Origin of the sequence: Microbacterium sp. 70-16, assembly GCF_001898315.1 — a bacterium.
Taxonomy (GTDB): Bacteria; Actinomycetota; Actinomycetes; order Actinomycetales; family Microbacteriaceae; genus Microbacterium.
In genome coordinates, this window is the sequence record NZ_MKTQ01000026.1 from 76,227 (window position 1) to 91,716 (window position 15,490).

8 protein-coding genes are annotated in these 15,490 nt (G+C 69.5%); 1 reads left to right on the forward strand and 7 read right to left on the reverse strand.

Annotated elements, in window-relative coordinates; translation table 11 throughout:
* Window positions 1-10: 10 nt before the first annotated feature.
* The 7 genes from BGO46_RS11205 to BGO46_RS11235 all read right to left on the reverse strand — a co-directional run bounded on the left by BGO46_RS11205 (window position 11) and on the right by BGO46_RS11235 (window position 14,846).
* A complete protein-coding gene (locus BGO46_RS11205) occupies window positions 11-6,109 on the reverse strand; it encodes an Ig-like domain-containing protein (RefSeq protein WP_292673946.1) in 6,099 nt (2,032 codons plus the stop codon).
* Window positions 6,110-6,412: 303 nt separating this feature from the next.
* Window positions 6,413-8,758 (reverse strand): excinuclease ABC subunit UvrA, encoded by a 2,346-nt coding sequence (locus BGO46_RS11210; protein ID WP_292673944.1) that lies wholly within the window; start codon window positions 8,756-8,758, stop codon window positions 6,413-6,415.
* Between the two features lie 125 nt (window positions 8,759-8,883).
* On the reverse strand, window positions 8,884-9,462 hold the full coding sequence (locus BGO46_RS11215; RefSeq protein ID WP_292673942.1) for a DNA-3-methyladenine glycosylase I: 579 nt from the start codon (window positions 9,460-9,462) through the stop codon (window positions 8,884-8,886).
* A gap of 217 nt (window positions 9,463-9,679) precedes the next feature.
* The gene (locus BGO46_RS11220; RefSeq protein ID WP_292673941.1) at window positions 9,680-11,785 is read right to left on the reverse strand and encodes an acyl-CoA dehydrogenase; all 2,106 of its coding nucleotides are present in this window, start codon (window positions 11,783-11,785) and stop codon (window positions 9,680-9,682) included.
* Window positions 11,786-11,999: 214 nt separating this feature from the next.
* Window positions 12,000-14,090, reverse strand: a complete 2,091-nt coding sequence (recQ, locus tag BGO46_RS11225) for a DNA helicase RecQ (RefSeq protein ID WP_292673939.1) — start codon at window positions 14,088-14,090, stop codon at window positions 12,000-12,002.
* Between the two features lie 94 nt (window positions 14,091-14,184).
* On the reverse strand, window positions 14,185-14,592 hold the full coding sequence (locus BGO46_RS11230; RefSeq protein WP_292673937.1) for a type II toxin-antitoxin system VapC family toxin: 408 nt from the start codon (window positions 14,590-14,592) through the stop codon (window positions 14,185-14,187).
* Window positions 14,589-14,846 (reverse strand): type II toxin-antitoxin system VapB family antitoxin, encoded by a 258-nt coding sequence (locus BGO46_RS11235; protein ID WP_292673936.1) that lies wholly within the window; start codon window positions 14,844-14,846, stop codon window positions 14,589-14,591. Before BGO46_RS11235 ends, BGO46_RS11230 begins: the two co-directional genes overlap by 4 nt.
* A 111-nt stretch (window positions 14,847-14,957) precedes the next feature.
* Between BGO46_RS11235 and BGO46_RS11240 the strand changes: the two genes are divergently transcribed.
* Complete coding sequence (locus BGO46_RS11240; protein ID WP_292673933.1) at window positions 14,958-15,476, forward strand: DUF4262 domain-containing protein; 519 nt, start codon at window positions 14,958-14,960, stop codon at window positions 15,474-15,476.
* Window positions 15,477-15,490: the final 14 nt, after the last annotated feature.

Below are 15,490 nucleotides of genomic sequence, written 5' to 3' on the forward strand. Positions count from 1 at the left end.
GCGGCGCGGCTCAATTGCGCGGCCACCACTGCTTCTCGGTGTCGACCGACCCGCCCCAGCCGATGATGTCGACCCAGACGTTGTACCCCTCGGCGCCGCTCCAGCAGTACAGCTGAACGGAGCCGTTGGCCGGCAGGTTGAACGAGTACCGCGTGCCGAACTTGCCCGCCGATCCGCCGCCGTCGTTCCAGCAGTCGATCTGGTAGTTGCCCGCCGGGAAGTTCTGCGTGTTCACGACGTATCGGTAGCAGCCGAAATCACAGCCGACGTTCTCGAAGTCACCGCGGCTGACCCACACGCGTGGCGGCGGTGGCGCCGCCGAGGTCGCCGAGGCGGATGCCGTCGTCGTCTGCCCCGCGGCGCTCGTACGCACCGACAGGGTGCGCGTCGTGCTGTACCCGACGCTGTAACTCTCGGTGCCGTTCGCCGCGACCGTACGCCAACCGCGACCGTCGCCCGTGTTGATCTCGGTGGTGATGTCGCGACCGTTCCGGGCCGGAGACGCCCACGTCATGCTGATCGTCGTGCCGCTCGCGCTCGCCTGTGCGGTCGGGTTGCCGATCGACCCGTACGGGGCGACGGCGTTCGACGTGTTCGAGGCGTCACTGGCGAACTGCGATCCGCCGACGGTCGAGACGGCACGCACGCGCACCGAGTAGCTGCCGTTGTTGTTCGTCTGACCGCCGCCGATCGTGCCCGACCCGCCCGTGCCGCCCGCGGCCCACGAGCCGTTCCACGCGCCCTCGTTGACCGAGTACTCGTAGCGGATCTCACCGGATGCCGCGCCGTTGGCGGCCCCGGCCGTCCACGTCACGCCGACCTGGTTGTCGCCTGCCGTCGCCGCGACGGCGGTCGGGGCGTTCGGGGCGGTGACACCGCGGCGCGGGGCCGAGGTCGCACTGTAGTCACCCCAGCCCGCCTTGTTCGAGGCGCGCACGTCGAAGGTGTAGTCCGTCGTCGACGTGTCCACGACAACGGCCTGACTGGTCTGCCCCGCGGGCACGCTGACGGTCTTCACGATCGTCGAGCCCTGCTTGACGCGCAGCTGGTAGCCCGCGATCGCGTCGCCGTTGTTCGCCGGCGCGTTCCAGTTGACCTGGATCTGCGCCTGTGCGCCGACCGGGCTCAGCAGCGTCGTCGTGGGCGCATCGGCGGCCGACGGCGGGGCTGCCGGCACCATCGTGGCCGACCACGGGCTGTACTCGCTCGGTTCGGGGGCGCGGTTGTGGGCACGCACGCGCACGCGATACGCGGTGCCGTTCTCGAGCCCGTCCCACACGATGCTCGTGCCGGTCACGCCCGTCTTCTCCACGATGCCGGACGGCGGCGCCGGCGAGATCTCCAGCGTGTAGCTCTCGACCGGCGAGCCCTCCGTGCGCGGTGCCGTCCACGACACGCTCAGGCTGCGGTCACCGAACACGAGCGTCGGCGGTGCCGGAGTGTCGGGGCGCACGTCGGGGCGCGCCGTCTCAGACGGCACCGACGGGTCGGAGACCCCCACCTTGTTGGTCGCCGTCACGACGAAGGTGTACTCGACGTTGTTGGTCAGCCCATCGAGCGTGCACGTCGTCGACGCGCACTCCTTCGTGTAGAAGCTCGTCGTCGAGGTCACGGTGTACCCCGTGATGGGCGAGCCGTTGTCGATCGGTGGCGTCCACGAGAGAACAACGGTGCGGCTCTGCACGCTCGAGACGACGGGCTTGCCCGGGGCATCCGGGCGACCCTGCACCGTGATGCGGATGCGGCCCTCGGCGGCGCGATCGATGTCGTCGGTGGCATCCATGATCGTGTAGCGCACCACGACGACACCGACATAGGCCTCATCACTCGTGACCTCGACTCGGTCACCCTTGACGGCGACGGTCGCCCGACCGCTCTCGAGCACCGCGCCGGTGACCTTCAGCGGTGTGTCGGGGAACGGGTTGACGTCGTTGGCGAGCACCTCGACCGATTCCGTCGAGCCCTGATCGGACTGCTCGATGACGTCGTCGTTGGCGCTCGCCCGCTCACGGGTCGAGGCGCTCACGAGCACCGAGATGGTGGCCTCGGCGGGCTCGGCCTCACCGTCGGAAGCAGTCACCGTGAGCAGCGCCCTCGTGCCCTTCGCGGTGTTCGTGGCGGCCGACACGCTCAGCGTCGTGCCCGCCACCGCCGCGGTCAGCCCGTCCGGCGTGCTGCCCTTGAGCTCGAAGGTGAGGTTGCCCTGGTCTTCGGGGTCGGGGTCGGTCGCCAGCGCCGCGAGGTCGAGCGTCGTGGCATCCTCACCCGGAGCGACGTTCATCTCGGCGCCGACCATCGTCGGCGGCTGGTTGTCGGGTGGCAGCACCGTGATCGGGATCGTCAGCACGGCCTTGCGACCCTCGGGGTCGTCGGGGCCGGTGCCGTCGGTGACCTCGAAGGTGAGCGCGTCGGTGCCGAAGTAGCGGTCAGCCGACGTGTAGACGAGCGTGTGCTGATCCTTGATGAGGCCGGCACCGTTGCCATGCGCGACCTGGACCTTCGCGGCCTCGGTGATCACGACGTCCTTGCCGCCCGCGGCGCGCACGTAGTCCTTCAGCGGCAGCTCGATCGTCTCGCCACTCTTCACCTCAACGGGAACCGTCGAGATGAGGCTCGGCGGCAGCGTCACCAGTGCCGGCACGCGGATGAAGGCGGATGCCTGGAGTCCGTCGGCGTCGGTGACGGTATACGTGATCAGCTGCGCGGCGTCGCCGATCGTGACCTTGACCTTGCCGTCGCGCGTCAGTTGCGCGGTCTCGCCGCCCGTGCCGAGCGTGACGGTGAGCGCGCTCTTGGTGCCGTCGGGGTCGTCGTCGTTCTCGCGCACGTCGACGAGGGCGGTGCCGTCGTCGCCGACGTCCTCCGCCAGCACCCGGTCGTCGCGCGCGATCGGCGCTTCGAGCGGCACGTTCTCGTCGACCGTGATCTGCACGCTCGTGGACGCGCGCAGCCCGCGCACGTCGGTGATCGCGTACTGCACCGACGTGTTGAGTTCGCGGTCGGGCGCCGTGATGAGCAGGTACTTGCCGCTCGTGCGCGCCTTGAGCCCCTCGACGTCGCTGGGGACGGTGAGGGTGTCATCGGGCGCGAACCCGAACTCGTCGCCGTCGGGGTCGGAGTCATTCTGCAGCACCGGCACGGCGACCTCGCGGCCGGGGCGCATGACGACCGTGTCGCGCACGGCGTAGGGAGCCTGGTTGGTCGAGGCGGCCGGCGCGATGCCGATCACTACGGGCGCAGTGCCCTCCGCACCGAGCCGGTCGCGCACGCGGTAGGTGAAGGTGTCGACCCCGACCGAGTCCTCGAACGCCTGGTAGGTGAACGACCCGGTGCCGGTCTCGACGATGCGGCCCTTCGTCGGGGCATCCGCGATGCCGACGAGTTCGACAGAATCGCCGTCGTCGTCGATGCCGTCCAGCGGCACCGGGATCTCGACCTTTGCGCCGCTCAGCGTGCGCGCCGTGAGGTCGCGTGGCCGGGGTGCGGAGTTCGCCTCGTCGTTGCGCGGCAGGATCTGGATCGTGATGTACCCGGCGTCGCGCTGGCCCGTCGAATCGACGACCTCGTACGTCGCGTAGACCGTCTTCGGCTCGTCGCCGGCGCGGAAGCGCACCGTTTCCTCTGAGACGAAGGCCTCGCCGTCGGCGGGATCGATGAGCGGCTCGACGAGCTCGGGAGCGACGTGGATCGTGTCGCCGTTCGGGTGGTAGTCATTGTCGAGCACCGGGATCGTGACGGTGTCGCCGACGCGCACGACGACCTGGTCGTCTTCGGCGACCGGCGGGCGCAGGCGCGAGGGCGCCGGCACGGGGATCACGACGATCTCACCGTCGGCCGAGCGCGATCCGTTCGAGATCGTGTAGCCGATGCGCACCTGCTGGTCGACCGACGCGAGGTCGCTGACCCGGATGGTCTCGTGGCCGAGCACGGCTGCGGCGATGCCCGACCCGGCATCCACCGTCACCGACTGCACGACGAGGACGCCACCTGACGGGTCGGTGTCGTTCGAGAGCACGTTGACGAGCACGTCGCCACCGGCGGGCAGCAGCGCGACGTCGCGGACGGCGATGGGAGGCAGGTCGGTGTTGGACTCGGGCAGGACGTCGACGCGTACGAGGCCCGGGACGGAGTTCGGGCCGGCGGCCACGAGGTACTGCACGTAGTAGGTGTCGGCGGTCGACGACGAGAACGAGAAGGTGCCGGCCGCGACGTCGGGGACGATCGTGGCGCCGTCCACGTCATCGACGCGGGTCAGGCGCAACTGCTCGCTGCCCGAACTGGTGTCGTTGGTCAGCGGCGCCACCGTGATCGGGCGGCCGACGCGCGTGACGACGTGGTCGGCGTTCGTGATCGGTGTCGTCGTGCCGAGCGGGCGGATGTCGTAGCGCGCGATACCCGCGCCCTCTGCCGTGCCGTCGGAGACGACGATCGGCACATCCTTGCGGCCCTGCACGCCGCCGATCGCACGGTAGGTGATGCGCCCATCCGAAGTGAAGTCAGCCTCATCGCCGCCGTCAGGCGCGACGTCGAGCAAGAAGATGTCATCGCCGTCGGGGTCGATCCAGTCGGGCAGCACGTTGTACGAGGCCGTCCCGCCGGACTCGACCGTGATGGGCGTCGTGCGCTTCTGCACCGGCGGAGAGTTGACGTCGAGCGGGTGCACCGTGAGGGTGACGGATGCCGTGGCCTCGCCCCCGCGCCCGTCTTCGACGGTGTAGCGGAACGTCGTCGTCCCCGTCGCGTCGTCGGGCGTCGTGATCTGCAGCGCCGCACCGTTGTAGATCGGCTCGATCGTGCCGAAGCCGGGCTCTTGCGACACCGAGGCGACGAGGACGTCGCCGTCGGCATCGGTGTCGTTGTCGAGCACCGGCAGCACCGTCGTGCGGCCGGGACGGATGCCGTACTCGTCATCCTGTGCGACGGGCGGCGTGTTCTGGTCGGTGCGCTCGGGCAGGCTCGTCACCACCGTCTCTTCGGTGGTCTCTTCCTGCTCGTCGCCCTCGCCTTCGGGCGGCGTGATGTCCTGCCAGTTGTCGACGCGCTGCAACGAATCGGATGCCATCCAGGCGGCGCCGCCGAACACGTCGTTGAGCACGACGACATCGCGGTTCGTGCGGAACCGCAGCTGGCTCGTCGGCTCGATGCCGCCGACGTCCTCTACGAGGTCGTCGGCCGTGCCCGGGCAATCGCGCACGAAGCGGCCCGACCCCGACCACGCGCCGTAGGCGCAGCCGGCGACGTAGACGGGCTGTGCGGGGTCGCCCGCGCTCTCGGCCGAGATCGTGACCGTCTCGCCTCCGCCGAGCGGCACGCGCACCAGGTCGGTGGGGGTCGCGAGGGTGACCGCGTCGGCAGTGCCGGAGGGCTGCTGCAACACGGCATCCGCCGGCACTTGGGTCTTCGACCCGTCGCCGCCGTAGAGCGTCGCGGTGTCTTCGTCGAGGACGAATGCGGTCGTGCCGACGACCGTGATCGACAGCGTGTGGTCCTTCGCGATGCCGTCGAGCCCGCGCGAGGACTTCTCGACCGTGGTGCCGTCGTCGCCCGGACCGTACGAGCGCAGCACGGCTTCTTCGGCCGAGACGGCATAGACCGTGCCGTCGACGCCGACGGCGACCTTCGCGTTCTTGCCCTCGTCGGCGACGGGTTCCGACCCCTCGGCGCCAATGCCGCTGACGGCGGTGAAGGGGCTGGTCCACAGCGTGCCGGACGGCTCGAGTACCGCGACGGTGGATGCCCCCATCGCCACCGTCGAACCCGGTGCGAGATCGGCCGAGTCAGAGAGCATGACCCGCGCCGGGTCGACGGCCGAGATCGACGCGTCGGCGGTGTCGACGACGATGATGCGCGAGCCGCTCTGCAGGATGTCGTACGTCGCCGAGGCGGTGCGCAGGCCGCCGTCGAGCACCCGCGACTCGTGGTTGAAGTGTCCGACGAGCAGGCTGGACTGCTTCGTGACCCAGACGCCGCCGTCGTGCAGATCGACCTCGGTCGTCGGCTTGCCCTCGTAGGAGAGGGCGAAGAAGCCCACCGTGAGGGCGGCGACGGTGACGATGGCCGTCGAGATCAGCGCTTTCGGGCGCGATCGAAGCCACGCGAACGACTTCATGTCGGCTCGGCTCCCCCCGGGCTCGGTTTTCGTTGCGTGGCGTCGGGACCTGGTGCTGAAGCAGGCCGCACACGGCGTGTGGACTCAGACAGCCTACGACACGGCCACTCGCGGCGAGAACCCTCGACGAGGGGGAGGACTGCCCATGCCTGTGCTGGGGGTGGGCTGCGGGTGGGGCTGCCGGGCGGGTGCGCGGGGCGGGTGCGCGAACTGCAAGGCCGCGGGGCCGGCACGCCGTCGATCGGCGGCTCAGCGCGGCGTGTCGCGCACGATCCCTTGCAGTCGCGAATCAGCGGGCGCGGTTCACGCGCTGACGTAGGTGGCGAGGTGCTGCGCCGTGAGGGTCCTGCCCGCGGCGATCAGATCGGCGGGGGTGCCCTCGAACACGATGCGGCCGCCGTCACGGCCCGCGCCCGGGCCGACGTCGATGATCCAGTCGGCGTGCGCCATGACGGCCTGGTGGTGCTCGATGGCGATGACCGAATTGCCGGCATCCACGAGCCTGTCGAGCAGCCCCAGCAGGCCCTCGACGTCGGCCAGGTGCAGGCCCGTGGTCGGCTCGTCGAGCACGTAGACGACCCCTGGCTTGGCCATCGCGATCGCCAGCTTGAGGCGCTGCCGCTCACCGCCGGAGAGGGAATTCAGCGCCTGGCCGAGCGTGAGGTACCCGAGCCCGACGTCGATCATGCGGGCAAGGATCGTGTGCGCGGGTCCCTTCGCGAAGAACGCCGCGGCCTCGTCGGCCGACATCGCGAGCACTTCAGCGATGTTCCTGCCGTCGAGCGTGTACTCGAGCACGTCGTCGCTGAACCCGGTGCCCTCGCACAGCTCGCAGCGCGTCTCGACGCTCTGCGTGAAGCCGAGGTTCGTGATGATGACGCCGAGCCCCTTGCAGGCGGGGCACGCGCCTTCGGAGTTCGCGCTGAACAGCGCCGGCTTCACGCCGTTGGCCTTCGCGAAGGCCTTGCGGATGTCGTCGAGGATGCCCGTGTAGGTCGCCGGGCTCGACCGGCGCGATCCCTTGATGGGGGTCTGGTCGACCACGACGATGTCGTCGCGGCGCGGCAGCGAACCGTGGATGAGCGAGGACTTACCCGACCCCGCGACGCCTGTGACGACGGTGAGGATGCCGAGGGGCACATCGACGCCGACATCGTGCAGATTGTGCAGGGTCGCGCCGCGGATCTCGAGGGCCTCGGTCGAGGTGCGGGTCTCGGGCTTGAGTCGCGCACGGTGGTCGAAGTGGCGGCCCGTAATGGTGTCGCTCGCGCGCAGGCCCGCGACATCCCCCTCATACGTGATACGCCCGCCGTGCCGACCGGCGCCGGGGCCGAGGTCGACGACGTGGTCGGCGATCTGGATGACCTCGGGCTTGTGCTCGACGACGAGCACCGTGTTGCCCTTGTCGCGCAGCAGCAGGAGCAGCTCGTTCATCCGCTGGATGTCGTGCGGGTGCAGACCCGTCGTCGGCTCGTCGAAGACATAGGTCATGTCGGTCAGACTCGAGCCGAGGTGGCGGATCATCTTCGTGCGCTGCGCTTCGCCGCCCGACAGCGTGCCGCTCGCGCGGTCGAGCGAGAGGTAGCCCAGGCCGATGTCGACGAACGAGTCGAGGGTCTGACGCAGACCCGCGAGCAGGGGCGCGACGGAGGCATCCTGGACCGACGCGACCCAGGCGGCGAGATCGGTGATCTGCATCGCCGCGGCATCCGCGATACTGATGCCCTCGATCTTCGACGACCGCGCGCCGTCGTTGAGCCGCGTGCCGTCGCATGCCGGGCACGGCATGAACTTGACGGCACGGTCGACGAAGGCGCGGATGTGCGGCTGCAGGCTGTCGCGATCCTTCTGCAGCATCGACTTCGTGATCTTGGGGACGAGCCCCTCGTAGGTCATGTTGATGCCCGAGATCTTGACCTTCGTCTGCTCTTTGTAGAGGAAGTCCTGCAGTTCCTGCTCGGTGTAGTCGGCGATCGGCTTGTGCGGGTCGACGAATCCGGACTCGGTGAAGCCCTTCACCATCCACCCGTCGGGGACGTAACCCGGCACCTTGATCGCGCCGTCGAGCAGCGAGATCGAGCGGTCGAGCAGCTCGTCGAGGTCGATGTCGCTGACCTGGCCGAGGCCCTCACAGCCGGGGCACATGCCGCCCGTGATCTCGAACGAGCGGCGCTCCTTGACCTTCGTGCCGCCCTTCTCGAACGTCACGGCGCCCGCGCCCGACACCGACGGCACGTTGAACGAGAATGCCTGCGGCGACCCGACGTGCGGCACGCCGATGCGGCTGAAAAGCAGTCGCAGCATCGCGTGCACGTCGGTCGCCGTGCCGACCGTCGACCGGGCGTTCGCGCCCATGCGCTCTTGATCGACGACGATCGCGGGGCTGATGTTCTCGAGCTGATCGACGTCGGGACGACTGAGCTGGCCCATGAACTGCTGCACGAACGTCGGGTAGGTCTCGTTGATGAGCCGCTGCGACTCGTTCGCAATCGTGCCGAAGACGAGGCTCGACTTGCCCGAGCCGCTGACGCCCGTGAAGACCGTGAGCCGCCGCTTGGGGATCTCGACGTCGATCGCCTGCAGGTTGTTCTCGCGCGCCCCGACGACGCGGATCACCTCGTGCGAGTCGGCGACGTTGCTGGATGCCATTGACACAGTCTCACTGTGGCCGCGCGCCAACTGCAAGGCCGCGCGGCCGACACGCCGCGCGCGAGCGCCGCTGCGCGGCGTGTTGCGCGCGATCCCTTGCAGTTGCGTACGAGGCAGCTGGCGCGTCACACCGCGCGGTGGCAGCCGACGAGGTGGTCGTCGACCATGCCGGCCGACTGCATGAGCGCGTACATCGTGGTCGACCCGACGAACCGGAAACCGGCCTTCCGTAGCGCTTTCGACATCGCGTCGGATGCCTCGGTCACGGCCGGCACCTCAGTGAACCCCCGCGGGCGCTCGGCCTCAGGTCGAGGGTCGGGGGCGAACGACCACATGAGCGCGTCGAGGTCGCCCGGCGCCATGCCGAGCACGAGCCGGGCGTTGCCGATCGTGGCGAGGATCTTCGCGCGATTTCGGATGATCCCGGCATCCGTCATCAGTCGCTCGACGTCGTCGTCTCCGAAGGCCGCCACGACGGCGGGGTCGAAGCCCGCGAACACCTCACGGAAGCGCGGTCGCTTGCGCAGGATCGTGATCCAACTCAGCCCCGCTTGGAACCCCTCGAGCGACATCTTCTCGAACAGCGCCCGGTCGCCGTGCAGCGGCCGACCCCATTCCTCGTCGTGGTAGCGGCGGTACTCCGGGTCGTCGCCGACCCACCCGCAGCGCGCGACGCCGTCAGTCCCGATGCGCAGATCACCCATCCCGCAAGGCTACGGCGCCGCGCGCCCCGCGAGATGGGGCCGCGCACCCGAAGCGCGGCCCCAGAAGGCAGCGCTACACCCGCTCGAAGCCGAAGTGGCGGGTGTCGCCTCGCGAGGCCTTCACTGTGTATGTGTCCGGCGGGCACGAATCGAGACACGACGACGGGTCATCGTTATCGTTCCGTTACTTTGGGGTGGGGCCCTGCGGTAGCCCGCGTCACTTCTTCTTGAGCGATTTCTCCGAGACGGGAGCCTCACCCGACGCGGCGAGGGCCGCGTAGTACGCGCGGGCTTCTTCCTGACGCTCACGCTCAGCGCCCGACGCGATGGGCGCACGCACATGCTCGGGCGCGAAGCCGTAGGCATCCACGAGGTCCTGCGCGTGCGGACGCAGCCGCAGCGTCAGCCGGTCGATGTAGCGCGAAACCGATGCCGCGCGCTGCGTCGACAGGCGGCCGTTGATCAGATACCAGGCGAGGTGCTTCTCGATCAGGTGCATGCCGAACAGGTCGCGCAGCCAGGTGAGCACCTGTGCGGTGCCTTCGTCCTCGATCTTGGCGACGCCGTCGCTGAAGGCCTCCCACTGCAGCAGCTCGCCGTGCGCGCGCGCCGCCTCGATCAACTCAGCCTGGTTGGCATTGAAGGTCGCTGCGGCTTCGGCCGGCGACGCCTTCGATGCGGGCCGCAGGCGCGTCGCGATGTCGGCGACCATCTGCTCGACGCGTCCCGCGAGCAGCTCGTGCTGCTGTTCGGCGCGCAGGCCGAGCTCGACCGAGCGGGCCGTGGAGCCGAAGTCGGTGACGGCCTGGCCGAGCCGGCGGAGCCCCGCGCCGTGGAACACCCTGCCCGCAGTCTGCTTCGCAGCGAAGGATGCCAACTTTGCGGCATCCGCCCCCTTGAACTGTTTCGCGAAGTCGGCCAGCAGGCGCTTGCCGACCAGCTGCAGCAGGATGTTGTTGTCGCCTTCGAAAGTGACGTAGACGTCGAGGTCCTGGTGCAGGCCGACGAAACGGTTCTCGGCGATGAAGCCCGATCCGCCGCACGCCTCACGTGCCTCTTGGATGGTCGACAGCGCGTTCCACGTGCTCAGCGGCTTGAGCGCGGCGGCCAGGGTCTCAAGATCCTCGCGCTCTTCGGGGGTGTCGGTGCGACCCGAGAACACACCGTCGAACTTGCGCAGCAGCTCGTCGTTGGAGAAGAACTGTGCGTAGTTCTGTGCGAGCAGGGGCAGCAGGCGGCGCTGGTGCTTGCCGTAGTCGAGCAGCACCACCTCGTCGGTGCCGGCGCCCGAGTCGAACTGGCGACGCTGGTTGGCATACGTCAGCGCGATGTACAGAGCGAGGGCCGTGGCCTCGGTCGCGGCGCCGTCGAGCGACACGCGGCCCTGCACGAGCGCGCCGAGCATCGTGAAGAAACGGCGGCCGGGGCTCGCGATGTCGCTCGTATACGTGCCGTCGGAGGCCACCTGGCCATAGCGGTCGAGCAGATTGAACCGCGGGATGCGCACGTGGTCGAAGGCGAGCCGGCCGTTGTCGATGCCGTTCAGGCCGCCCTTGACGCCGTCATCCTCGCTGGTGACCCCGGGCAGCATGCCGCCCTCGTCGTCGCGGAGCGGCACGAAGAAGCAGTGCACGCCGTAGTTCACGCCGCCCGTGATCAGCTGAGCGAACACCGTCGCCGCCTTGCCGTGCAGGGCCGCATTGCCGAGGTACTCCTTCGTCGCGGCGCGGAACGGCGTGTGGATGACGAACTCCTCGGTGTCGGGGTCGTAGGTCGCGGTCGTGCCGATCGCGGCGACGTCTGAACCGTGCCCGATCTCGGTCATGCCGAAGGCGCCCGGGATCGTCAGGTCGATGACGCCGGCCAGCCACTCGTCATGGTGCTTCTTCGTGCCGAGCTGGAAGATGGCCGAGCCGAACAGGCCCCACTGCACACCCGACTTGATCTGCAGACTCGGGTCGGCGAGCACGAGCTCCATGAAGCCGGCGAGGTTCGCGCCGTTGTCGTTCAGACCGCCGTACTCCTCGGGGAACGCGCGGCGCGAGCCACCGTGCTCGACGAGCAGGTGCAGCTGGCTGAGCACACGCTCGCGGTGCTCGGGCATCGACTGGCCGTCGATGCGCCAGAACGCGGGATCCTTGATCATCTCGCGCGCTTCGCGCCGCGTCTGCGACCACGTGCCGAGCAGCAGATCGGTGACCGCGTCGACATCGATCCGCGGCTCATGCGCCTCTTCGGCGGAATGCGCGGCCGTGGGCGCGCCACCGGCGGGAGTGCGCTTGCTGGTGGCGGGCTTCTTCGAGCGGACAGCGGCGTCGGTCATCGGCGTACCTTTCACAGGCGGGCAGAGGAGGTCATTCTCGACGGTAGATCGACCACACCCCCGCCGCAATTGGTCTGCCGATGACCTACAAACACCTGCACACCCGTGTGCAGCCTTTGTTGTATGACACCCACACCCACGCTCGGTGAGACTCAGTGTCACTGCGTGTGCGTGGCGGGGCGCGGTGGGGTGTTTTGAGGCAGATGCCCCGGCCTCACGCCCCGGCGATGACCTCGAGCACGGCCTCGCCGTACGCCTCGCGCTTCTTGGCGCCGATGCCGGTGATGCCCTCGAGCGCTGCCACCGATGCCGGGCGCTGATCGGCGAGGGCGCGGAGCGTGGCATCCCCGAACACGATGTACGCGGGAACGCCCTGCTCCTTGGCGACGCCGGCGCGCCACGCACGCAGGGCCTCGAACAGATCGCGATCGCCCTCAGCGACCGACTCTGTCGCCGCGGCCTTGCGCGCGCGAGACCCGCCACCGCCGCGACCGAGCACGTCGCGGCGCAACGGCACCGCCGCCTCGCCGCGCAGCACGGCCGCGCCCTCTTCGCCGATGGCGAGCACGCCGTACTCGCCGCGCGCCACGATGATGCCGCGCGCGAGCAACTGACGAATGACGCTGCGCCAGTCCTGGTCGCTGAGATCGGCGCCGAGGCCGTACGTGGCGAGCTTGTCGTGCCCCTGCTGGCGGATCCGCTCCGTCGACGCGCCCCGCAAGATGTCGACGAGGTGCCCGGCACCGAATGCCTGGTTCCGCTCGCGCTGCAGCCGCACGATCGTCGACAGCAGCTTCTGCGCGGGGACGAGCCCGTCCCACGTGTCGGCGGGCTGCAGACACGTGTCGCAGTTGCCGCACGGGTCGGATGCCTGGCCGAAGTACGCGAGCAGGTTCTGCCGGCGGCACGACACCGTCTCGCACAGCGCGAGCATCGCGTCGAGGTGCTGACCGAGGCGCTGCTTGTACGCACGCTCGCCCGGCGATTGGTCGATGAGGCGGCGCTGCTGCACGACGTCGCCGAGTCCGTACGCCATCCATGCGACGGCCGGCTCGCCGTCGCGACCGGCGCGACCCGTCTCCTGGTAGTAGCCCTCGACCGACTTCGGCAGATCGATGTGCGCGACGAAGCGGACGTCGGGCTTATCGATGCCCATCCCGAACGCGACCGTCGCGACCATGACGACGCCGTCTTCGCGCAGGAACCGCCCCTGATGGTGAGCGCGGACCGCGGCATCCAACCCCGCGTGGTACGGCAGGGCATCGATTCCCTGCGTGCGCAGGTATTCGGCGGTCTGCTCGACCGACTTGCGGCTGAGCGCGTAGACGATGCCCGCCGCGCCCTCGGGCTGCGACCGGATGAAGTCCAGCAGCTGGCGGCGCGGGTCGACCTTCGGCGCGATGCGGTACTGGATGTTCGGCCGGTCGAAGCTCGCGACGAAGTGCTGCGCGGCGTCGAGGTGGAGGCGCTCGGTGATCTCCTGGTGGGTCGCGCGCGTGGCCGTCGCGGTGAGCGCCATGCGCGGGACGCCGGGGAAGCGCTCGGCGAGGTCGCCGAGCGCGAGATAGTCGGGGCGGAAGTCGTGACCCCACTGGCTGACACAGTGGGCCTCGTCGATCGCGATGACGCTGAGCCGGCCGCGCTGCAGGAGCGCGGTCGTGGCGGTGACGCTGAGGCGTTCGGGCGCGACGTAGAGCAGATCGAGTTCGCCCGCGAGGTAGGCCTGCTCGACGCCCGCGCGCTCGGCCGGCGACTGCGTCGAGTTGAGGTAGGCGGCGCGCACGCCGTTGGCGACGAGGGCGTCGACCTGGTCGTGCATCAGCGCGATGAGCGGGCTGATCACCAGACCCGTGCCGGGGCGGACGAGCGCCGGCACCTGATAGGTGATCGACTTGCCGCCACCGGTCGGCATGAGCACGACCGCGTCGCCACCGCCGACCACCTGCGCGACGATCGCAGCCTGATCACCGCGGAAATCGTCGTAGCCGAAGACGTCCTTCAGCACCGCCCGCGGGTCTTCGCCGGTGTGGTCGCGCTTGGTGAGTGAGAGGACGGATGCCGGCTGTGCGGGCACTCTCGGGGCGGAGCCGGCTCCGGGGGCGGCGGGGCCCCCGGCGGTCGGTGCGGCCGGGTCGACGGCCGTCCCGGCTCCGGCCGGGCCGGCGGACGCCATGGCGCGCGCCAGCGCACCGGCGTAGCCGTCGAACTCGGGCGGCGGCGGCGCGTCATAGTCGTCGGGCGGCATGAGCTCGTCGACGTCCCACGGCACATCCGCGTACGGATCGGAGAAGGTCGCGTCACTCACCAGACCAGGCTAACCGGGGCATCCGACGTTGCCGCCATCGGGTCCGTCGGCGTTGCCGTCAGACCAGCGCCGGCACGGATCAGCCCAGCTCAGTTCAGCCCAGCGCCGAGGCGATGTCGGTGCGGGCGAAGTCGTCGCCGACGTACAGCAGCGGCTCGCGGCGCTCGCGGGCGAGCGCGTACGAGAAGCAGTCGCCGAAGTTCAACCGCGCCGGATGCCCGGATCCCCTGCCGTAGTCGCGGTAGGCCTGGCGCGCGAGAGCCGCCTGCGTCGCCGTGACCGGGACGATCTCGGCCCCGAATCCCTCGATGATCGCGTCGAAGCGGGCGGATCGCACCGGGTCTCGCGGGCTGTCGGCGACGACGGATGCCTCGACGAGCGTCGCCGCGGAGATCGCGACCCGCTCCGACTGCGCGAGCGCTGCGGCGACGGCAGCCGCCACCGCCTCGGCACTGGGTTCGCGCAGCATCAGGGCGAGGATCGCGGACGAGTCGACGATCACGCCGGAAGCCCCGTCTCGGAGTCGTACAGATCGCGTGCGAAGGGTTCGAGATCGACGCCCTCGAACGCGTCCTGCGCCGCAGTGACGGCTGCGAAGAAGCGCTCGACCCGCTCTTCACGCTCGGCGTCGGCCTTGAGCTCTTCCAGGCGTGCACGCACCGCCTGCTCGACGGCCGAGGTCTGACTGACGCCCAGTCGCTCGGCGAGCTCGCGGACGGCCGCATGCACGTCCTCATTCTTGATGTTGAGACTCATGGCACCGATTCTACCCTCGGCATCCTCTTTTCTACCATTGCGTGTCTGAGGGGGTCGTTAGCGTGCGCGACATGAACAAGAACGTGCCCTGGACCCACAGGGGAGTACGACATGACCGACATCATCCCGCCCGACCTCGCTGCCTGGATGGACCAGGAGGACGCGCACATCGCCGATCAGATCCGTCGGTACGGCGTCTCGATCCAGATGATCGGAGGCGGACGCTGCTCGGTACCGGGCTGCTGCGCGCCCGTCTCTGACTGTCCGTTCGCCTACACCGTCGGGCTGTTCGGCATCGGGCACCCCGAGCTGATCGTCACGGGGCTCGATATTCCGGGCTCATCGCGGACGTTGAACGCGGCGACGGATTTCGTCTACGACGGCGGGCGGTTCATGCCTGGCGTCGAGACCGCTGTTCCCGGGTGGGGCCGTGTCCTGCCGGAGGCGGTGCCGAACCCCGGCGACATCGTGTTCAACGCGAACTGCCACTACCGGCGGCCCGCGGAGTTCTCGGTGCCGGCTCTGCAGCTGGCCTACCCCGACAAGCGGGGCCGGTTTCCGTCCGACCCCTCGTTCTCGGGGGCGCGCAAGCGACAGCCGCGGCCCGGTGAATGGGATGCCCTGACATGACCGGCTCGCCCAAC